The organism is Streptomyces sp. NPDC060000 (assembly GCF_042737375.1).
In the GTDB taxonomy this organism is placed as follows: Bacteria; Actinomycetota; Actinomycetes; order Streptomycetales; family Streptomycetaceae; genus Streptomyces.
Window position 1 is genome coordinate 82,455 of the sequence record NZ_JBHWUU010000004.1, and the last position, 14,668, is coordinate 97,122.

At 72.9% G+C, this 14,668-nt stretch carries 12 protein-coding genes; 8 read left to right on the forward strand and 4 right to left on the reverse strand.

The annotated features are described in order from the left end of the window. The first annotated feature begins 28 nt into the window (after positions 1-28). From ACFWBB_RS03980 to ACFWBB_RS03990, 3 genes are all read left to right on the forward strand, one after another. Entirely contained in the window at positions 29-2,716 is a 2,688-nt protein-coding gene (locus ACFWBB_RS03980) for a thioester reductase domain-containing protein (RefSeq protein WP_385266589.1), read from the forward strand. Then, positions 2,713-3,846, forward strand: a complete 1,134-nt coding sequence (locus ACFWBB_RS03985) for an alpha/beta hydrolase (RefSeq protein WP_385266591.1) — start codon at positions 2,713-2,715, stop codon at positions 3,844-3,846. The genes ACFWBB_RS03980 and ACFWBB_RS03985 overlap by 4 nt, the downstream gene beginning before the upstream one ends. A 63-nt stretch (positions 3,847-3,909) precedes the next feature. Next, positions 3,910-4,692 (forward strand): alpha/beta fold hydrolase, encoded by a 783-nt coding sequence (locus ACFWBB_RS03990; RefSeq protein WP_385266594.1) that lies wholly within the window; start codon positions 3,910-3,912, stop codon positions 4,690-4,692. A 73-nt stretch (positions 4,693-4,765) separates the two neighbouring features. Here ACFWBB_RS03990 and ACFWBB_RS03995 read toward each other — a convergent pair whose 3' ends face one another. Both ACFWBB_RS03995 and ACFWBB_RS04000 read right to left on the reverse strand, forming a co-directional pair. Next, positions 4,766-6,274: a glutamate synthase-related protein gene (locus ACFWBB_RS03995; RefSeq protein WP_385266597.1), complete on the reverse strand. Its 1,509-nt coding sequence runs from the start codon at positions 6,272-6,274 to the stop codon at positions 4,766-4,768. Further along, positions 6,275-7,894: an alpha/beta hydrolase gene (locus ACFWBB_RS04000; protein WP_385266807.1), complete on the reverse strand. Its 1,620-nt coding sequence runs from the start codon at positions 7,892-7,894 to the stop codon at positions 6,275-6,277. A gap of 347 nt (positions 7,895-8,241) precedes the next feature. Between ACFWBB_RS04000 and ACFWBB_RS04005 the strand changes: the two genes are divergently transcribed. From ACFWBB_RS04005 to ACFWBB_RS04020, 4 genes are all read left to right on the forward strand, one after another. Next, entirely contained in the window at positions 8,242-8,901 is a 660-nt protein-coding gene (locus ACFWBB_RS04005; protein ID WP_385266598.1) for a chaplin, read from the forward strand. A gap of 213 nt (positions 8,902-9,114) precedes the next feature. Next, a complete protein-coding gene (locus tag ACFWBB_RS04010) occupies positions 9,115-9,330 on the forward strand; it encodes a hypothetical protein (RefSeq protein ID WP_385266601.1) in 216 nt (71 codons plus the stop codon). Between the two features lie 40 nt (positions 9,331-9,370). Beyond that, positions 9,371-10,147 carry a GNAT family N-acetyltransferase gene (locus tag ACFWBB_RS04015; RefSeq protein ID WP_385266604.1) on the forward strand — a complete coding sequence of 259 codons (777 nt, stop codon included), beginning with the start codon at positions 9,371-9,373 and terminating at the stop codon, positions 10,145-10,147. Positions 10,148-10,658: 511 nt separating this feature from the next. Continuing rightward, positions 10,659-12,101 carry a hydrolase gene (locus ACFWBB_RS04020; RefSeq protein WP_385266606.1) on the forward strand — a complete coding sequence of 481 codons (1,443 nt, stop codon included), beginning with the start codon at positions 10,659-10,661 and terminating at the stop codon, positions 12,099-12,101. Positions 12,102-12,199: 98 nt separating this feature from the next. Here the strand turns inward: ACFWBB_RS04020 and ACFWBB_RS04025 are convergent, their stop codons facing one another. Then, complete coding sequence (locus ACFWBB_RS04025) at positions 12,200-12,640, reverse strand: SPW repeat protein (RefSeq protein WP_385266609.1); 441 nt, start codon at positions 12,638-12,640, stop codon at positions 12,200-12,202. A gap of 260 nt (positions 12,641-12,900) precedes the next feature. After that, the gene (locus ACFWBB_RS04030) at positions 12,901-13,494 is read right to left on the reverse strand and encodes an RNA polymerase sigma factor (RefSeq protein WP_385266611.1); all 594 of its coding nucleotides are present in this window, start codon (positions 13,492-13,494) and stop codon (positions 12,901-12,903) included. Between the two features lie 138 nt (positions 13,495-13,632). Here ACFWBB_RS04030 and ACFWBB_RS04035 point away from each other — a divergent pair, with 138 nt between their 5' ends. Then, positions 13,633-14,601 carry a MerR family transcriptional regulator gene (locus ACFWBB_RS04035; RefSeq protein ID WP_385266614.1) on the forward strand — a complete coding sequence of 323 codons (969 nt, stop codon included), beginning with the start codon at positions 13,633-13,635 and terminating at the stop codon, positions 14,599-14,601. The last annotated feature ends 67 nt before the right edge of the window (positions 14,602-14,668 follow it).

Genomic DNA, 14,668 nt, shown 5'->3' on the forward strand with positions numbered 1-14,668 from the left:
AGGACCGTGCACACCGTGAAGGGCTCCCATGCGTGACATGAACGAGGACGCGGCGGCGAACGCCGGCCTGCGGGCGACCGCAGAGTCGATCGAGGGGGGCGGCGGCGACGGGCTCAGTGTGACCGACCTGCTGGCCATGGTCGCCACCACCGAACCGACGGCGGCGCAGGCCGCATCGGCCGTATCCGCCGATTCGGCGGTACCTACTCATACGGCGGTGCCTGCCGATTCGGCGGTGCCTACTGGTACGGCAGTACCTGCGGCTTCTGTCGCATCCGTCCCATCGGCCGTGCCTGCCCCGTCGGCTGTACCTGCCCCGTCGGCTGTACCGGCCTCCTCGGCCGTGCCCGCCTCCTCGGCCGAACCCGCCGCTCCGGCCGGGGAGGCGGCTCCCGTCCCCGACGTGGACGGGCTGGCCGCCGCCATCGCCACCGCGGCCGGACGCTACCTGCCGCAGGGGCATCTGGCCCTGGACGCCGACTTCTTCGACGCCGGGGGCGGCTCCGTGCACGCCGTGGAGCTCGCGGCGGAGCTGGAGCGCGACCTGGGCGTGGAACTGAGCCTGGACGACGTGTTCGCCGACGCGCGCCCGATCAGCCTGGCCCGCCGCTGGCTGGCGGCCGCCGGCCTCCCGACCGATGCCGCGGCCGGCGCGGTGACCAGTGAGGTGCCCGCCGCCCCGCCGTCCCCGAGCACCACCGCGCCCACCGTCACGGGCGCCCTCCCGCCCCCTGGAGCAGCGGCTCTCCCGCTCTCCGCCGCGGGCACCCGACCCGCCCCCGCGCCGAGCGCGCTCGCCGTCCCGGCCCCCGGCCTCTCACAGCCGGTCACCACCGTCCCGCTGCCCGACTTCCCCGCCTTCGACGACGGCCCGCACTCCCGCGCCCGCCAGGAGGACCTCGACCAGATCCTGGCCGACCTGGCCCTCGCCGACCGGCTCCCCTTCATCCGCTCGCCCGAGCCGCTGCCGCCCCGCCGGATCCTGCTCACCGGCGCGACCGGCTTCCTCGGCGGCCATCTGCTGCTGGATCTGCTGCGGCACAGCGACGCGCACGTCTACTGCCTGGTGCGCGCGGCGGACGAGGAGGCGGCGACCGCCCGGCTCGGCGAGCAGTTGCGCAACTACCGGCTGCCCTGGAACTCCGAGATCCGCCGCAGGGTCACCGTCCTGCCCGGCGATCTGCGCCGCCCCCGTCTCGGCCTGTCCGACGAGCTGTGGCACACCCTCGCCCGGGAACTGGACAGCATCGTGGGCGTGGCGGCGGCGGTGGACTTCCTGCGCGGCTACCAGTCCCTGCGGACCGGCAACGTCCTCGGCACCCTCACCCTCGCCGAACTCGCCGCCACCGGCCGGCCCAAGCCGCTGCACCACATCTCCTCGATCGCGGTGTTCAACGAGGTCGGCATCGCCTCCATGGGCGAGGACGACCCCTTCGCCCACGTGGACCGGCTCGTCGCGGGCTACGACCAGTCCAAGTGGGCCGCCGAGGCCGCCCTGCGCCGCGCCCGCGACCACGGTCTGGTCGTCTCCGCCCTGCGTCCCGGCGGGATCGGCGGCCACAGCAGAACCGGGGCCTACAACCCGCAGGACCTCAGCAGCGGCCTGATCTCGGCCTTCGGCCGCTTCCGTACCGTACCGGCGTTCCGCTACCTCAACGTGGCCCCGGTCGACTGGGTCAGCCGCGTCGCCGCCGCCGTGGTCTGCGAACCGGACGCCTGGGGCTTCGACTACAACCTGACCGGCGTCCCCAACACCCTCGACGACGTCGTCCGGGACATGGCGTTCGGCGGCATGCACGTCCGGGTGCAGGACTGGGACGAATGGCGCGCCGACACCCTGGCCCGCCTGGAGGCCGAGCCCGTCCCCGAACTCGGCTTCCTCTCCAGGGTGTTGCAGAGCCCCACCGCCCTGAAGCTGTGCGAGGCCACCCTCAAGGGCCCGGCCGCGGTCGCGGAACGCACCGACGCCCTGGTCGAGGCCCTCGGCCTGCCGCCCGCCGCGCGCTACGACGCCCAGGCCCAGCTGAGGACGTTCGAGAGGCTCGCCGGCGACGGTCTCGGCCGGCTGCCCGACAAGGACGACCAGCCGTACCTGTGGTTCGCCGAGAGCACCGAGGGCAGCGTCCGCGCCCTCGACGGCGGCACGGACGACACCCCCTGTTCGATGTCCCTGACCCTCTCCATCGCGAGCATGTACCAGCTCGTGAAGGAGCGCCGGGTGGACGTCACCGGTGAGGTCACCTGCCCGGCGATCCACGCCCGGCCCCTCGCCGTCGTACACGGCGACGTCTGGGTCCGCCCCGACGAGGGCATCCCGCGCCATCACGGCCTCAAGCACCAACTCCTGCGCTACCGACTCCAGTTGCGGGACGCCGACGGCGAACTCTGGTGGCTGGAGGGCCGCAAGCACGCGCGTGCCCGCCGCGACCTCTGGCACCAGACCCGCGCGCTCACGATCGAGGCCGGCCGCGAGGGGGAGCCGGCGACTCTCGCCGGCGAAGTGGTCGTCCCGGCCGACTCCTACGTGCGTGACCAGATCGACGGCATCAAGGTCGCCCCGCACCTCACCAGCCAGGAGAAGCGCGCCGCCAAGCTGACCTGGCTCGCCTGGTTCGGCCTGGAGATGGGCCGCGGACTGCTCGGCCCCTTCGCCCGGGCCGCCGCGGACCTGCTCGACCTGCGCCGCACCCCGAACCTCACGGAGCAGCACCGATGATCTTCAGGACGACCCCCACCACCAGGCCGGCGCTCCGCAGGGTGCGGACCACCACCGCCCTGCGCCCGCTGCGCCACCGCCTCGACCCGGCCCGCGTCGAGGAGATCCCCTTCCGCGCGCCCGACGGTGTCCGCCTCGGCCTGACCCGGATCGACACCGGCGACACCGGCCGCCCGGCCGTGCTGCTCCTGCACGGTCACACCGCGTCCGCCGACATGTTCCTGCTCCCCGAGACCCGCAACCTCGTCGACTCGCTCCTCGACGACGGCTACGAGCCCTGGCTCCTGGACTGGCGCGGCAGTTGCCGGCTGCCCTACAACGAGACCGGGCAGCGGTACACGTACGACGACGTGGCGCTGTACGACATCCCGGCCGCCGTCTCCCACATCCGCCAAGCCATCGGCGACCGGCCCCTGTTCGTCGTGGCGCACTGCATCGGTTCCCTCACCCTCTCGCTGAGCATGACGGCCGGACTCGTGCCCGGGCTGGCCGGAGTCGTGTCCCAAGGCGTCTTCCTGACGCCGAAGCTGGCGGGGCGGACCTCCCTGCGGATGTCCGTGGCCGGGGAGTTGCTGAAGACCCGGATCGACCACATCCCGGTCGACTTCCGCAAGGTCGGCCTGTGGTCCAAGTACACGCCCCTGTTCGCCCTGGCCTCGCGCAGAGCCGGCTGCCCGGACCCCACCTGCCAGATCCTGCACAACTCGGCCTGGGGGACCGGTGCCTCGCTGTTCGTCCACGAGAACCTCAGCGAGGCCACCCACGACCGGCTCGCCGAGCTGCTCGGCCCCGCGCCGCTGTGGATCCTGCCCCACCTGCGCCGCATCGAGCTCGCCCGCAGCGTGGTCCGCTGGCACGAGACCGACCGGCGCTACCGTGCCCTGCCGCCGAACGCCCTCGACGCGGCCGCCCGCATCGACACACCCGTCCTGCTGCTGGCCGGCAGCGAGAACGGACTGTGGCTGGACTCCCAGCGGCTCTGCCACGACGTCCTCGCCCACCGGCAGCCCCAGCTGGACGTCCGGTACACCGAGATACCGGGCTACGGCCACCTCGACACCTTCCTCGGCCGGGGCGCCGCTCTCGACGTCTTCGGACACATCCTCGAATTCCTGGGCGAACGACGGTGACGGCACCCCCGGCGGCCGGTTACCGTACGCGTCAGTAACCAGGACCGCACCGCAGGAGGCACCATGCCGCAGCTCGAAGTCGCCGGCGCAGCACTGACGTACGACGACGAGGGCCCGCACGACGGCGACGGCGTGCCCCTGGTGTTCGTGCACGGCTGGACGGCGAACCGGCACCGCTGGGACCACCAGGTGGCGCACTTCGCCCAGCAGCGCCGGGTGATCCGGTTCGACCTGCGCGGGCACGGCGAGAGCACGGGCGCGGGCGTGAAGACGGTCGAGGAGCTGGCGGAAGACCTGCTCGCCCTCCTCGACCACCTGGAGATCGAGCGGTTCGTGCTGGTCGGCCACTCGATGGGCGGGATGATCTCGCAGACCGTCGCCCTGTCCCACCCGGAGCGGGTGGAGCGCATGGTGCTGGTGAACTCCATCGGCCGGATGACCTACAGCCGGGGCCGGGGCCTGCTGATGGGCGTCTCCACCCTGGTCCCCTTCAAGCTGTTCGTCGCCACCAACATCCAGCGCGCCTTCGCCCCCGGCTACCCCCGCGAGGAGATCCGCGCGTACGTCAAGGCGTCCGCGGACACCCCGCGCGAGGTCGTGATGACGCTGTACGGCGCCATGCGTGCCTTCGACGTCCTGGACCGGGTCGGGGAGATCCGGACCCCGACCCTGATGATCCACGGCTATCACGACATCCAGCTGCCGGTGAAGCAGATGCTGCGCATGGCCAAGGCCTATCCGGACGCCACCGTCCGCATTCTCGACGCGGGCCACGAACTGCCCGTCGAGAAGCCGGCCGAGCTGACGGCGGCGATCGACGCGTTCGTGAGCGTCAAGTCCGTATAGCCGTCCGCCTATTCGTCCGCGTCATCCGCGCGTCCGCGTCATCCGCGCGTCCGCGCCGTCCGCGACGTACGCGTCAACGGAAGCTGTCCGGGTCCGCCGCCTTCCAGTCCGTCTCCCAGGACGGCGGCGGCCCGGCGAGCAGCTCTCCCGGTGCCAGCCACTCGTACAGCTCCGCGTACGAGCGCACCGTGCCCGCGCCCGTCCGCCGGACCAGCTGCCCGGGCGTGAGCTCGGCAGGCTCGCGGACGCCCATCGCCGCCATGATCCGCACGGCGTCGCGGACCGTCTCCTCCTGATGGCGCCGGACCCGCCGGGCCCCGTCGGCCACGTTGAGGGCACGGGCCCGGAGCGGGTCCTGTGTCGCGACGCCCGCCGGACAGGCGCCGGTGTGGCACCGCCCGGCGCCGACACAGCCCAGGGCGCGCATCATCGAGCGGGCCGCGTTGGTGTAGTCGGCGCCCTGCGCGAGCCGCCTGACGATGTCCGAGCCCGTGGCCACCCGGCCGCTCGCCCCGATCCGGACCCGGTCCCGCAGCCCGACACCGACCAGCGCGTTGTGCACGGTGATCAACCCCTCGGTGAGGGGCATGCCCAGGCTCCCGGCGAGGCCCGACGGCGCGGCGCCCGTGCCGCCCTCCGATCCGTCCACCACCACGAAGTCCGGGGCCACCCCCTCCGCCACCATCGCCCTGCACACCGCGAGGAACTCCTGACGCGACCCGACGCACAGCTTGAACCCGGTCGGCTTGCCGCCCGCGAGCTCACGCAGCCGGGCCAGGAACAGCACCAGTTCACGCGGCGTCGAGAACACCCGGTGCAAGGGCGGCGACACGACCGTCTCGCCCACCGGTACCTTCCGCTCCCGCGCGACCTCGGCGCTCACCTTCACCCCGGGCAGCACCCCGCCGCTGCCCGGGGCCGCCCCCTGGGACAGCTTCAACGACACGCACCTCACCTCGGGCAGCGCCGCCTTGTCCGCGAACTCCCGCGCGTCGAAACCGCCGTCGGCACCGCGGCAGCCGAAGTACCCCGTCCCGATCTCCCATACGAGGTCGCCCCCACCGCGCAGATGGTGCTCGGACAGCCCGCCCTCCCCGGTGTCCTGCGCGAAGCGCCCCAGCGCCGCACCCCGGTTGAGGGCCAGGACCGCGCGTGACGACAGTGCCCCGAAGCTCATCGCGGACACGTTCAGCAGCGCCATGTCACAGGGCTGGGAGCAGTCCGGCCCGCCCACCCGCACCAGCGGCGGCTCCCCGGCCGCCTCGACCGGCCGCAGCGACGGCACCAGCCACTCGTACGTGCGGTACCCGCCGTACGTGCCCCCGCCGTCACCGAACGGTTGCCGCGCGTCGGCGCCTTCGGAACGCACCCGTACCTTCTGCGTCGGATACCGCAGACGCCCGGCCAGCGGGTGGTTGCGCAGTACGGGGCGGCGTCGCTGGAGCAGGTCCCGGCCGCCCAGGCAGGCCGCCGCCAGCATCGGTCCGGCCGCGAGCCACCACCGGGGGGACACGACGAACGAGGCGACCGCCGCCCCGGCCGCGAGGACCCACACGAGCAGCAGCGGCAGAAACCGGCGCACTCAGTCGTCGTCCTCGTCGGGCCCGCAGGAGCTGCCGCTGGGCGGGAGGGTGCCGTACAGCAGGAAGTCGTCGACCTTGCGGTGCACGCACTTGGACGACCCGTACCCGGTGTGGCCGTCGCCCTTGTTGTCGAGCACCACGGCCGGGGAGCCGAGGCGCTTCGCCGTCTCCTCGGTCCAGCGGTACGGCGTCGCCGGGTCGCCCCGCGTGCCGACCAGCAGCATCTTCGGGGCGTCCAGGTCCTTCACCTGGTCGCGGATGAAGTCGGTGCCCCTGGGGCGGCCGTAGCACATCAGGACCTCGGCGAGCCGGTACTGACCGAAGACCGGCGAGGCCTTGTCGTACGCGGCCCGCAGCCGTCCGAGGTCCGCCGTGACCCGCGCGGCCGTGGGGCGGTCGGGGTCGTCGGCACAGTTGATCGCCATCAGCGCCGCGGGCAGGTTGTCGAGGGGGACGTCCTCCTCGTCGACCAGCGCCCCTGGCGAGGGGTCGGCGCGGCCCGCCGCCCGCAGCGGGAGCGGCAGCGGGAGAGCGGAGCCGCCGGCCGCGAACCCCAGGACCCCGCCGGCGTCACCGCTCTCGACGAGCTGTGCCAGCGCCCGCTCCAGCAGGGGCCACAGCTCCCGGCTGTACAGCCCCTGCCCCAGGGCTCCGACGAGGTCCTGACCGGAGAAGTCACCACCGAAGTCCGTCGGCACCGGATCCTCGTCGAGCGAGCGCACGAGCCGGACGACCCCCTCGCGGGCCACACGCGGATCCTGACCGAACGGACAGGCGATGTCCTTCGCGCACCAGCCGACGAAGTCGTCCAGCGCCACCTGCTGCCCCCGGGCACCCGCTATGCCCTGCTCGGTGAGCGGCTCGGTCAGCGTGTCGACACCGTCGAGGACCAGCCGGCCCGCCTTGTCGGGGAACTGGGCGGCGTAGACCGCGCCGAGCCGGGTGCCGTAGGAGAACCCCAGGTAGTTGAGCTTCCGGTCGCCGAGCGCCGCGCGCATCACGTCCAGGTCCCGTGCCGAGTCGACGGTGCCGATGTGCGGCAGGACCGGTCCGGAGTGCTCGGCGCAGTCGGCGGCGACCTGCTTCAGACGGGTGAGGAGCCCCTGCGGATCGGCGAGGGCCGAGCCGTCGTCCAGAGTGGTCAGCCCGCCGTCCTCGCCGTCCCCACAGCTGACGGGGGAGGAGCGGCCGACGCCCCGGGGATCGAAGGCGACCACGTCGTAGCCGTCGGTCAGCTCCATGAACTCCTTACCGTCATAGGCGAGTTCAGGGACACCGGCACCCCCTGGGCCACCGAAGTTGAGCACCACCGAGCCGCGCTTCTCGCCCGTGGCCCGGTAGCGGGCCAGCGCGAGTCCGAGCGTGCCGGCCTTGGGGCGGCCGTAGTCGAGGGGGACGGTCAGCTCGGCGCACTGGAGATCCTTGGGCATGGCATCGCCCTCGCAGGCCGACCACGCGACCTTCTGTCCGTAGAACCGGGACAGGTCGGGACGGTCGCCTCCGTCGGCTTGGCGGTTCGCGGTCGCCGTCGGCAGGCCCGCGCCCACCAGGGTCAGTGCGGCGGTCGCGGCGAGCGCGCAGCGTCGCAGCCCGGGCCGCGTCGTCAGCTTGGCCAGCATCAGTGCCTCCAGGGACGCCGGCAGCGGTCCGGGAACGGCGCCCTCGCTCACGATAGGCGGCCTGCCGGCGACCCGCCTCCGGGCGGCCGGGGCACCACCCCACCCCCGTTCACGGGCCGTGGCCGCGTGCCGTGCGGCGCCCATGCGACGGGTTCGACACCAGTTCGAGGAGAGGACCCGGTGGGGGACCCCCAAGGGGGTGAAAGAACGCTGAGGCATAACCCGCTCGGTTCGCCGGCGTTCTACCAGGTGCGGGCGAGTGCCCGTGATCCATGTCTGGAAGGCAGGGACCCATGAGACGGGTTACCCGAACCGGTGTGTTGGCCGTCGCCGCACTCTCCGGCGCGATGGCTGTGACACTGCCCGCACACGCCGACTCCGCGGCGAACGGCTCCGCGGCAGGCTCGCCCGGACTGATCTCCGGCAACGGTGTCCAGCTGCCGGTGCACCTCCCGGTGAACCTGTGCGGGAACACGGTGAACGTGGTCGGCGTGCTGAATCCCGCCGCGGGCAACACCTGCGCCAACGAGGGCGGGGCCGCGGCATCCGGGCCGCACGGTGCGTCGTCCGACGGCGGCGCCACCGCGCGGGGCGCCGCGCAGGACTCGCCGGGCGTGGTCTCCGGCAACGGCGTCCAGCTGCCGGTCCACCTCCCGGTCAACGTCAGCGGCAACAGCGTGAACGTCGTCGGCATCGCGAACCCGGCGGTCGGCAACAAGTCCGTCAACGCTTCCGGCGAGGAGCCGGTGCGGCCCGACGATCCCGCGCCGCAGCCGCCGGTCCGGCACAACCCGCCCTCGCAGCACCAGCACGCGGACCCGGACCCGGACCCGCGGGCCGTCCCGCAGGCGCCCGGCCTCGGATCCCGGAGCTCGGCGCCCCAGGCCGTGGGCTCACTCGCCCACACGGGATCCGACGCCACCTTGCCCGCCCTCGCGGGCAGCGCGGCCCTGCTGCTCGGCGGAGTGGCTCTCCAGCGCCGGTTCCGCCCACGCACGGAGCGCTGAGCCCCGCCCCGCACCAAGGACGGCGTGCAGGCCCCTCGGCCGCAGCGGGCGACAGACGGGGGGCCTGCGACAGCCGGCCCGGGTCTCCTCAGTGACCGTGCCTGATGGAAGCTCTTTCGGCGCGGCGTGCCGGTGACGGTGTCCGTGGCTTGGCCGGGACGGTGTCCGTGGCTTGGCCGGGACGGTGTCCGCGGCTTGGCCAGGACGGTGCCCGTGGGTTCGGCGATCGAGGTGAGCCGGCCCTCGCTGCCCGGCCTGAGCCCGGTCGCGCTGGGCCGCCTGAAAGGCGTGCCGGCCGCCCAGCGTGACCGCGGTGAGGGCAGCCAGTGCCACCAGCGGCAGCGCCGTCCACGGCAGTGCTCCCGCGCGTACCTGGCGGCGGTACGCGCGGACGGCACCGGCGCGCCCCACGTGTCGCCGAGCCGGTAAACCCGTTGTGGGGACCGGGCGCGGATGCTGGAGTGAGGGCATGGATCATGCCGCGGTACTCGCCCTGTACGACCGGGACATGCGCGAAGGCGCGCGCCCCGAGAGCTCCGACGCACGCGTCGAACGCACCGGGGGCGTGGTCCGCCATGTCGGCGGCGAGGGCGGCTGGAGCGGTGTGCTCTGGTCGGACCTGGATTCCACCGACGCCGACGCGGTGATCGCGGAACAGGTCGCCCACTTCACCCGTCTCGGCCACGAGTTCGAATGGAAGCTGTACGGTCACGACCGCCCGGTCGACCTCGGCCGACGGCTCACGGCGGCCGGCTTCACGGCCGACCCCGAGGAGACCCTGATGATCGGCGAGACCGCTGACCAGCTGGTCGACGCCGAACCGCCCGAGGGCGTCCGTATCGTCCCCGTCACCGACCGGGCGGGCGTGGAACTCATGGTCGAGGCGAACGAGAAGGCCTTCGGCCGCGACGGCTCCTGGCTGCGGGACCTGATGCGAGCCCGTCTCTCCGCCGACCCGGACGCGATCGTGGCCCTCGTCGCGATGGCCGGGGACGAGCCGGTGAGCTCGGCGCGGATGGAGCTCATCCCGGGCGCGAGGTTCGCGGGCCTGTGGGGCGGCGGCACCGTCGAGGCGTGGCGTGGCCGGGGCGTCTACCGCGCGCTGATCGCCCACCGCGCCCGCATCGCCGCCGACCGCGGCTACCGCTACCTCCATGTCGACGCCTCCGACCAGAGCCGCCCCATCCTGGAACGCCTGGGCTTCGCACCACTGAGCACCACGACGCCGTACGTCTACGCGCGGTAGGACCGGCGCCGGGGGGCGCGCCGAGGTCCCGAAGCGCGGGGCGGGCACGCCGGGGGAGCAGGGGAGCGGGGACGTGGGCTCGCCGGGGGCGGGCACGCCAGGGACCGGGCACGCTGGAGGGAGCGGGCCGTGGGCGCGTCCGGGTGCGGGCTCGCCCGGGCGCGGAGGCGCGGTGCGACGCCACTGCGTGCGTGACTGCCGCCGGAGTCGGCCTGCCGGCGGTCACCGCCGCGGTACGGCGCCCGCGGCCCGAAGCCGCTCCGGCCGCACCCGGACGCACCTGGCCGCAGCGATGGTCGTCGGCCGTCGGCCGACGGTCCCGATACGTCGCCTGCCCGCGTGTTGACGTTTTCGCTCACGTTATTGCCTGCGTTTGATGTTCAACGGTCAGTCATGCCATGTACCTTTCAATCGTTCCACGCGGGTAGAACCCTCGAATGTGGTGTCTACGCGCGAAGATTTGGCGCCCCGCACCCGCCTCGTGTCCCCCCATCTCACGGAGGTTCGCCGGATGCTCGGATCACACGGATACCGCCGCAAGGTCACCACCGTCCTGGCCGGTCTCGGGCTGCTCGTCACCGGAGCCGCTCTCCAGGTCAGTGCCGACGCCACGCCCGCCCACGCGGCCACCCCCCACCGCATCCTGTTCGACGACGGCCACGCTGAAGAGGCCGGCAACGCCGACTGGATCATCTCCACCAGTAAGCCCGACCCGCTCTCCCAGGACTCCTCCCCGTCCTCGGAGACGGACTGGACCGGCGCGCTGTCGTCGTGGGGTGTGGCCCTGCAGAAGACCGGCGACTACAGCCTCAAGACCGCCACGAGCGCGCTCACCTACGGCGGTTCGTCGTCGACGGACCTGTCGAACTTCGACACGCTGGTCCTGCCGGAGCCCAACACGCTGTTCACCACCGCCGAGAAGACGGCGATCATGAACTTCGTGAAGAACGGCGGCGGTCTGTTCATGGTCTCCGACCACACGGGCGCCGACCGCAACAGCGACGGCGAGGACGCGGTCGAGATCCTCAACGATCTGATGACCAACAACAGTGTCGACTCCACCGACCCGTTCGGGTTCTCCATCGACTCCCTCTCCATCAGCTCCGGCTACCCGGCCGCGATCAGCGACAGCACCGACCCCGTCCTGCACGGCTCGTTCGGCACCGTCACCAAGAGCCTGATCGCCTCCGGCACCACGGCCACGCTCAAGCCGGCCGACAACTCCTCGGCCAAGGGCCTCCTGTACCGCAGCGGTTACTCAGGTAACACCGGCGCGTTCTTCGCCACCAGCACCTTCGGGAGCGGCCGGGTCGCCTTCTGGGGCGACAGCTCACCCATCGACGACGGCACCGGCCAGTCCGGCAACACCCTCTACGACGGCTGGAACGACACCGGCGCCACCAACGCGGCCCTCGCCCTGAACGCCACCGAGTGGCTCTCCGGCGCGAGCGGCAGCGGGGGCGGTGACGGCGGCGGTACCGACTGCACCGACACCCAGTTGCTCGGTAACGCCGGATTCGAGTCCGGCGCCACGACCTGGAGCGCCACCAGCGGCGTCATCACCAACTCCGGCAGCGAGTCCGCCCGTACGGGCTCGTACTACGCATGGCTGGGCGGCAACGGCACCGCCGGAACCGAGACCCTCTCCCAGTCGGCGGCCATTCCGTCCGGCTGCTCGGCCACCCTGAGTCTCTACCTGCACATCGACACCGCGGAGACGACCACCAGCACCGCCTACGACACCCTCCAGGTGCAGGTGCTCAACAGCTCCGGCACGGTCCTGGGAACCCTGGCCACTTACTCCAACCTCAACGCGGCCTCCGGTTACACCCAGCGCAGTTTCAGTCTGAGCGGCTACGCCGGACAGACGGTCACGCTCAAGTTCACCGGCACGGAGGGCTCCAAGCTCCAGACGTCGTTCGTCATCGACGACACCGCGCTCGACGTCACCTGACGGCAGGACCGCCGGGTAGCCCGGCGACCCGACAGGACGGCCGGGCCGGTCCGCACGGGCGGATCGACCCGGCCGTCCCCCGGGGTGGGCGAGGGGTTCTACGGCTTCGGGGTGCTCCTCTCCGTCGTCGCGATGCACATCACGCCGAGGATCAGGGCCAGCGCACCGATGATGATGTTGTTGACCGCCACACCGGCGTCCGGGCTGTCGCCGACGACCCACGGCGCGATGATCATCCAGAGGCCCAGCGCGCACATGGCCCAGCTCAGGCCGTACATCCGGGCGGGGGCCGCGGTGAATCCGAGGGCCAGCAGAGCGATCGCGATCCCGACGATCAGGTTGTGGGTGACGAGGGCCGGCTGGCCGGTGGTGTAGTGGAGTATCCACGGGGACACGGCGCAGTACAGACCGAGCAGGAACACCGGTCCGTCCACGAGCGCCACATCACGACCGCCGAGCATGCGGGCGTACCTCGCCTGCATCTCGGGAACGTCGGGGTGCGTCGACATGTCACCTCTGGTGGGCGAGACGTTGGCCATGATGCGGCTCCTTCGACTTTCAGGCCCGACCGCTTCGGAGCGGTGTGCGGTAAGCGCCGCGCGTCTCCATTCTGCTCTTATTTGGTCTTTATGTGTAGAGGTCGGGCGTACTGCATGGATATCTGCATATCCGCCCGATCTCCCATGGCGGAACTGGCTCGGGGTCAAGGGGCATGCAGATGCAGCGTTTGTGCGTCGAAATGGTTCCATGCCGAAAGCAGTTCCGTGCCGGGAACGCGCCTACGTACGAAGGTGACCTCTCAGCCGTGCGGCTCGGGTTCCAGGAGGCCGCGCAGCCGTCGCAGGCCGCGCCGGGCGTGACTCTTGACCGTGCCCAGCGGCCAGCCCGTGCGCTCGGCGATCTGCGTCTGTGTCAGGTCCTCGTAGAACGTGAGACGCAGCACCTGTTGCTGAGGCGCCGGGAGCCGGGCGAGTCCGCCGCGCACCAGTACGCGCTCGAGGGCCTCCTCGGGACGACCGCGGTCGGCATCGCGCAGGGCGAGCCAGGCGCCGGCCGAAGCGACGAGTTCCTGGCGGCGGGTGCGGGCGGTCAGCGCGTCGGCGATCTTGCGCCGGGTGATGCCCACGATCCAGCCGCCGAGCGCTCCCCGTTCGGGCCGGTAGCCCGCGCGACCGTTCCACACCCCGAGAAACACCTGCTGCATGACGTCCTCGGCCTCCCTCGCGTCGCCCAGGGAACGCCGGGCGAGCGAGTGCACCAACGTGCGCCAGCGGCGGTACACGGCGGCCAGGGACGCCTCGTCTCCCGACGCCAGGCCCTGGGCGAGTTCCTCGTCGGTGAGCGACTCCTCGGTCGGGGCGGGACAGGAAACGGTGGTCGGCTGCGGGCTCATGGCGACGGCTCCTCGCGTCGGGCGGCCTGCGCCGAGGCCGTTCCGGGGCGTCCTCCGGGGTGAACCCGGTGACGTCATCCTGCGAGCCGGGTCCCCGTCGTCTCAACATGCGTCGTTTCTGCGTCGTATCGTCGTTCCATGAGCGTGTTCCCGAACCCTGACGACACCGGCCTGACCACCGGGGCGTTGGCCCGCCGACTGGGCGTGGCACCCACCACCCTGCGTTCGTGGGACCGCCGCTACGGCATCGGGCCCGCCGTCCGCGCCGACGGGCGGCACCGGCGCTGGCGGCCGGACGACGTCGCCGTCCTGGAGACGATGTGCCGGCTCACCTCGTCCGGTGTGCCGCCCGCGGACGCGGCCCGAGCGGCGAAGGCGGGGGTGCTCCCGCCTCCCGCGGAACCGGCGGAGGCGGTTGCCGGACGGCCGGCCGGAGCGGGCGGTCCCCTTCCGCTCGGCGGCGACGTCCGCCAGGAGTGCCGGGGACTGGCCCGCGCCGCCGTGCGGCTGGACGCGCCGGCCGTCGCGGAGCAGCTGGCCACGGCCGTCGAACGGCACGGACTCACCGTGGCCTGGCATGAGGTGATGGTCCCGACGCTGCACGCCGTGGGACGCAAGTGGGCCTCGTCCGGCGACCGCTACGTCGAGGTGGAGCACCTGCTGTCCTGGCACGTCTCCACCGCCCTGCGCCGTGCCACCCGGCCCGTCGCGACGGCAGACGCGGCGGGCCGGCCGGGGCCGGTGGTGCTGGCCTGCGTGCCGGGCGAACAGCACAGCCTGCCGCTGGAGGCGCTCAACGCGGGGCTCGGTCGACTCGGCGTCCCCACCCGGATGTTCGGGGCGGCGATGCCGGTCGAGGCGCTGACCGCGGCCGTGCAGCGGCTGGGTCCGGTCGCCGTGGTCCTGTGGGCCCAGGCGCGTTCCACCGCGAGCCTGCCCCTGGCCCGGCACGTAGCGGAGACCCGCTGGGGCGTCACCGGAGCCCGGCGGGCCCCGGCCGTGGTGCTGGGCGGCCCCGGCTGGGCCGGGCGCCCGTCCCCGGGCCTGCCCCGGCCGACCGGCCTGGACGACGCCCTGACCATGCTGGCCGGCGCCTACGGCACCTGACGAGCCGCGGACCTCCTGCCCGGACGCGCCCGGACGGCCGGCTCCCCGCGCCGGAAAGACGGGCCCG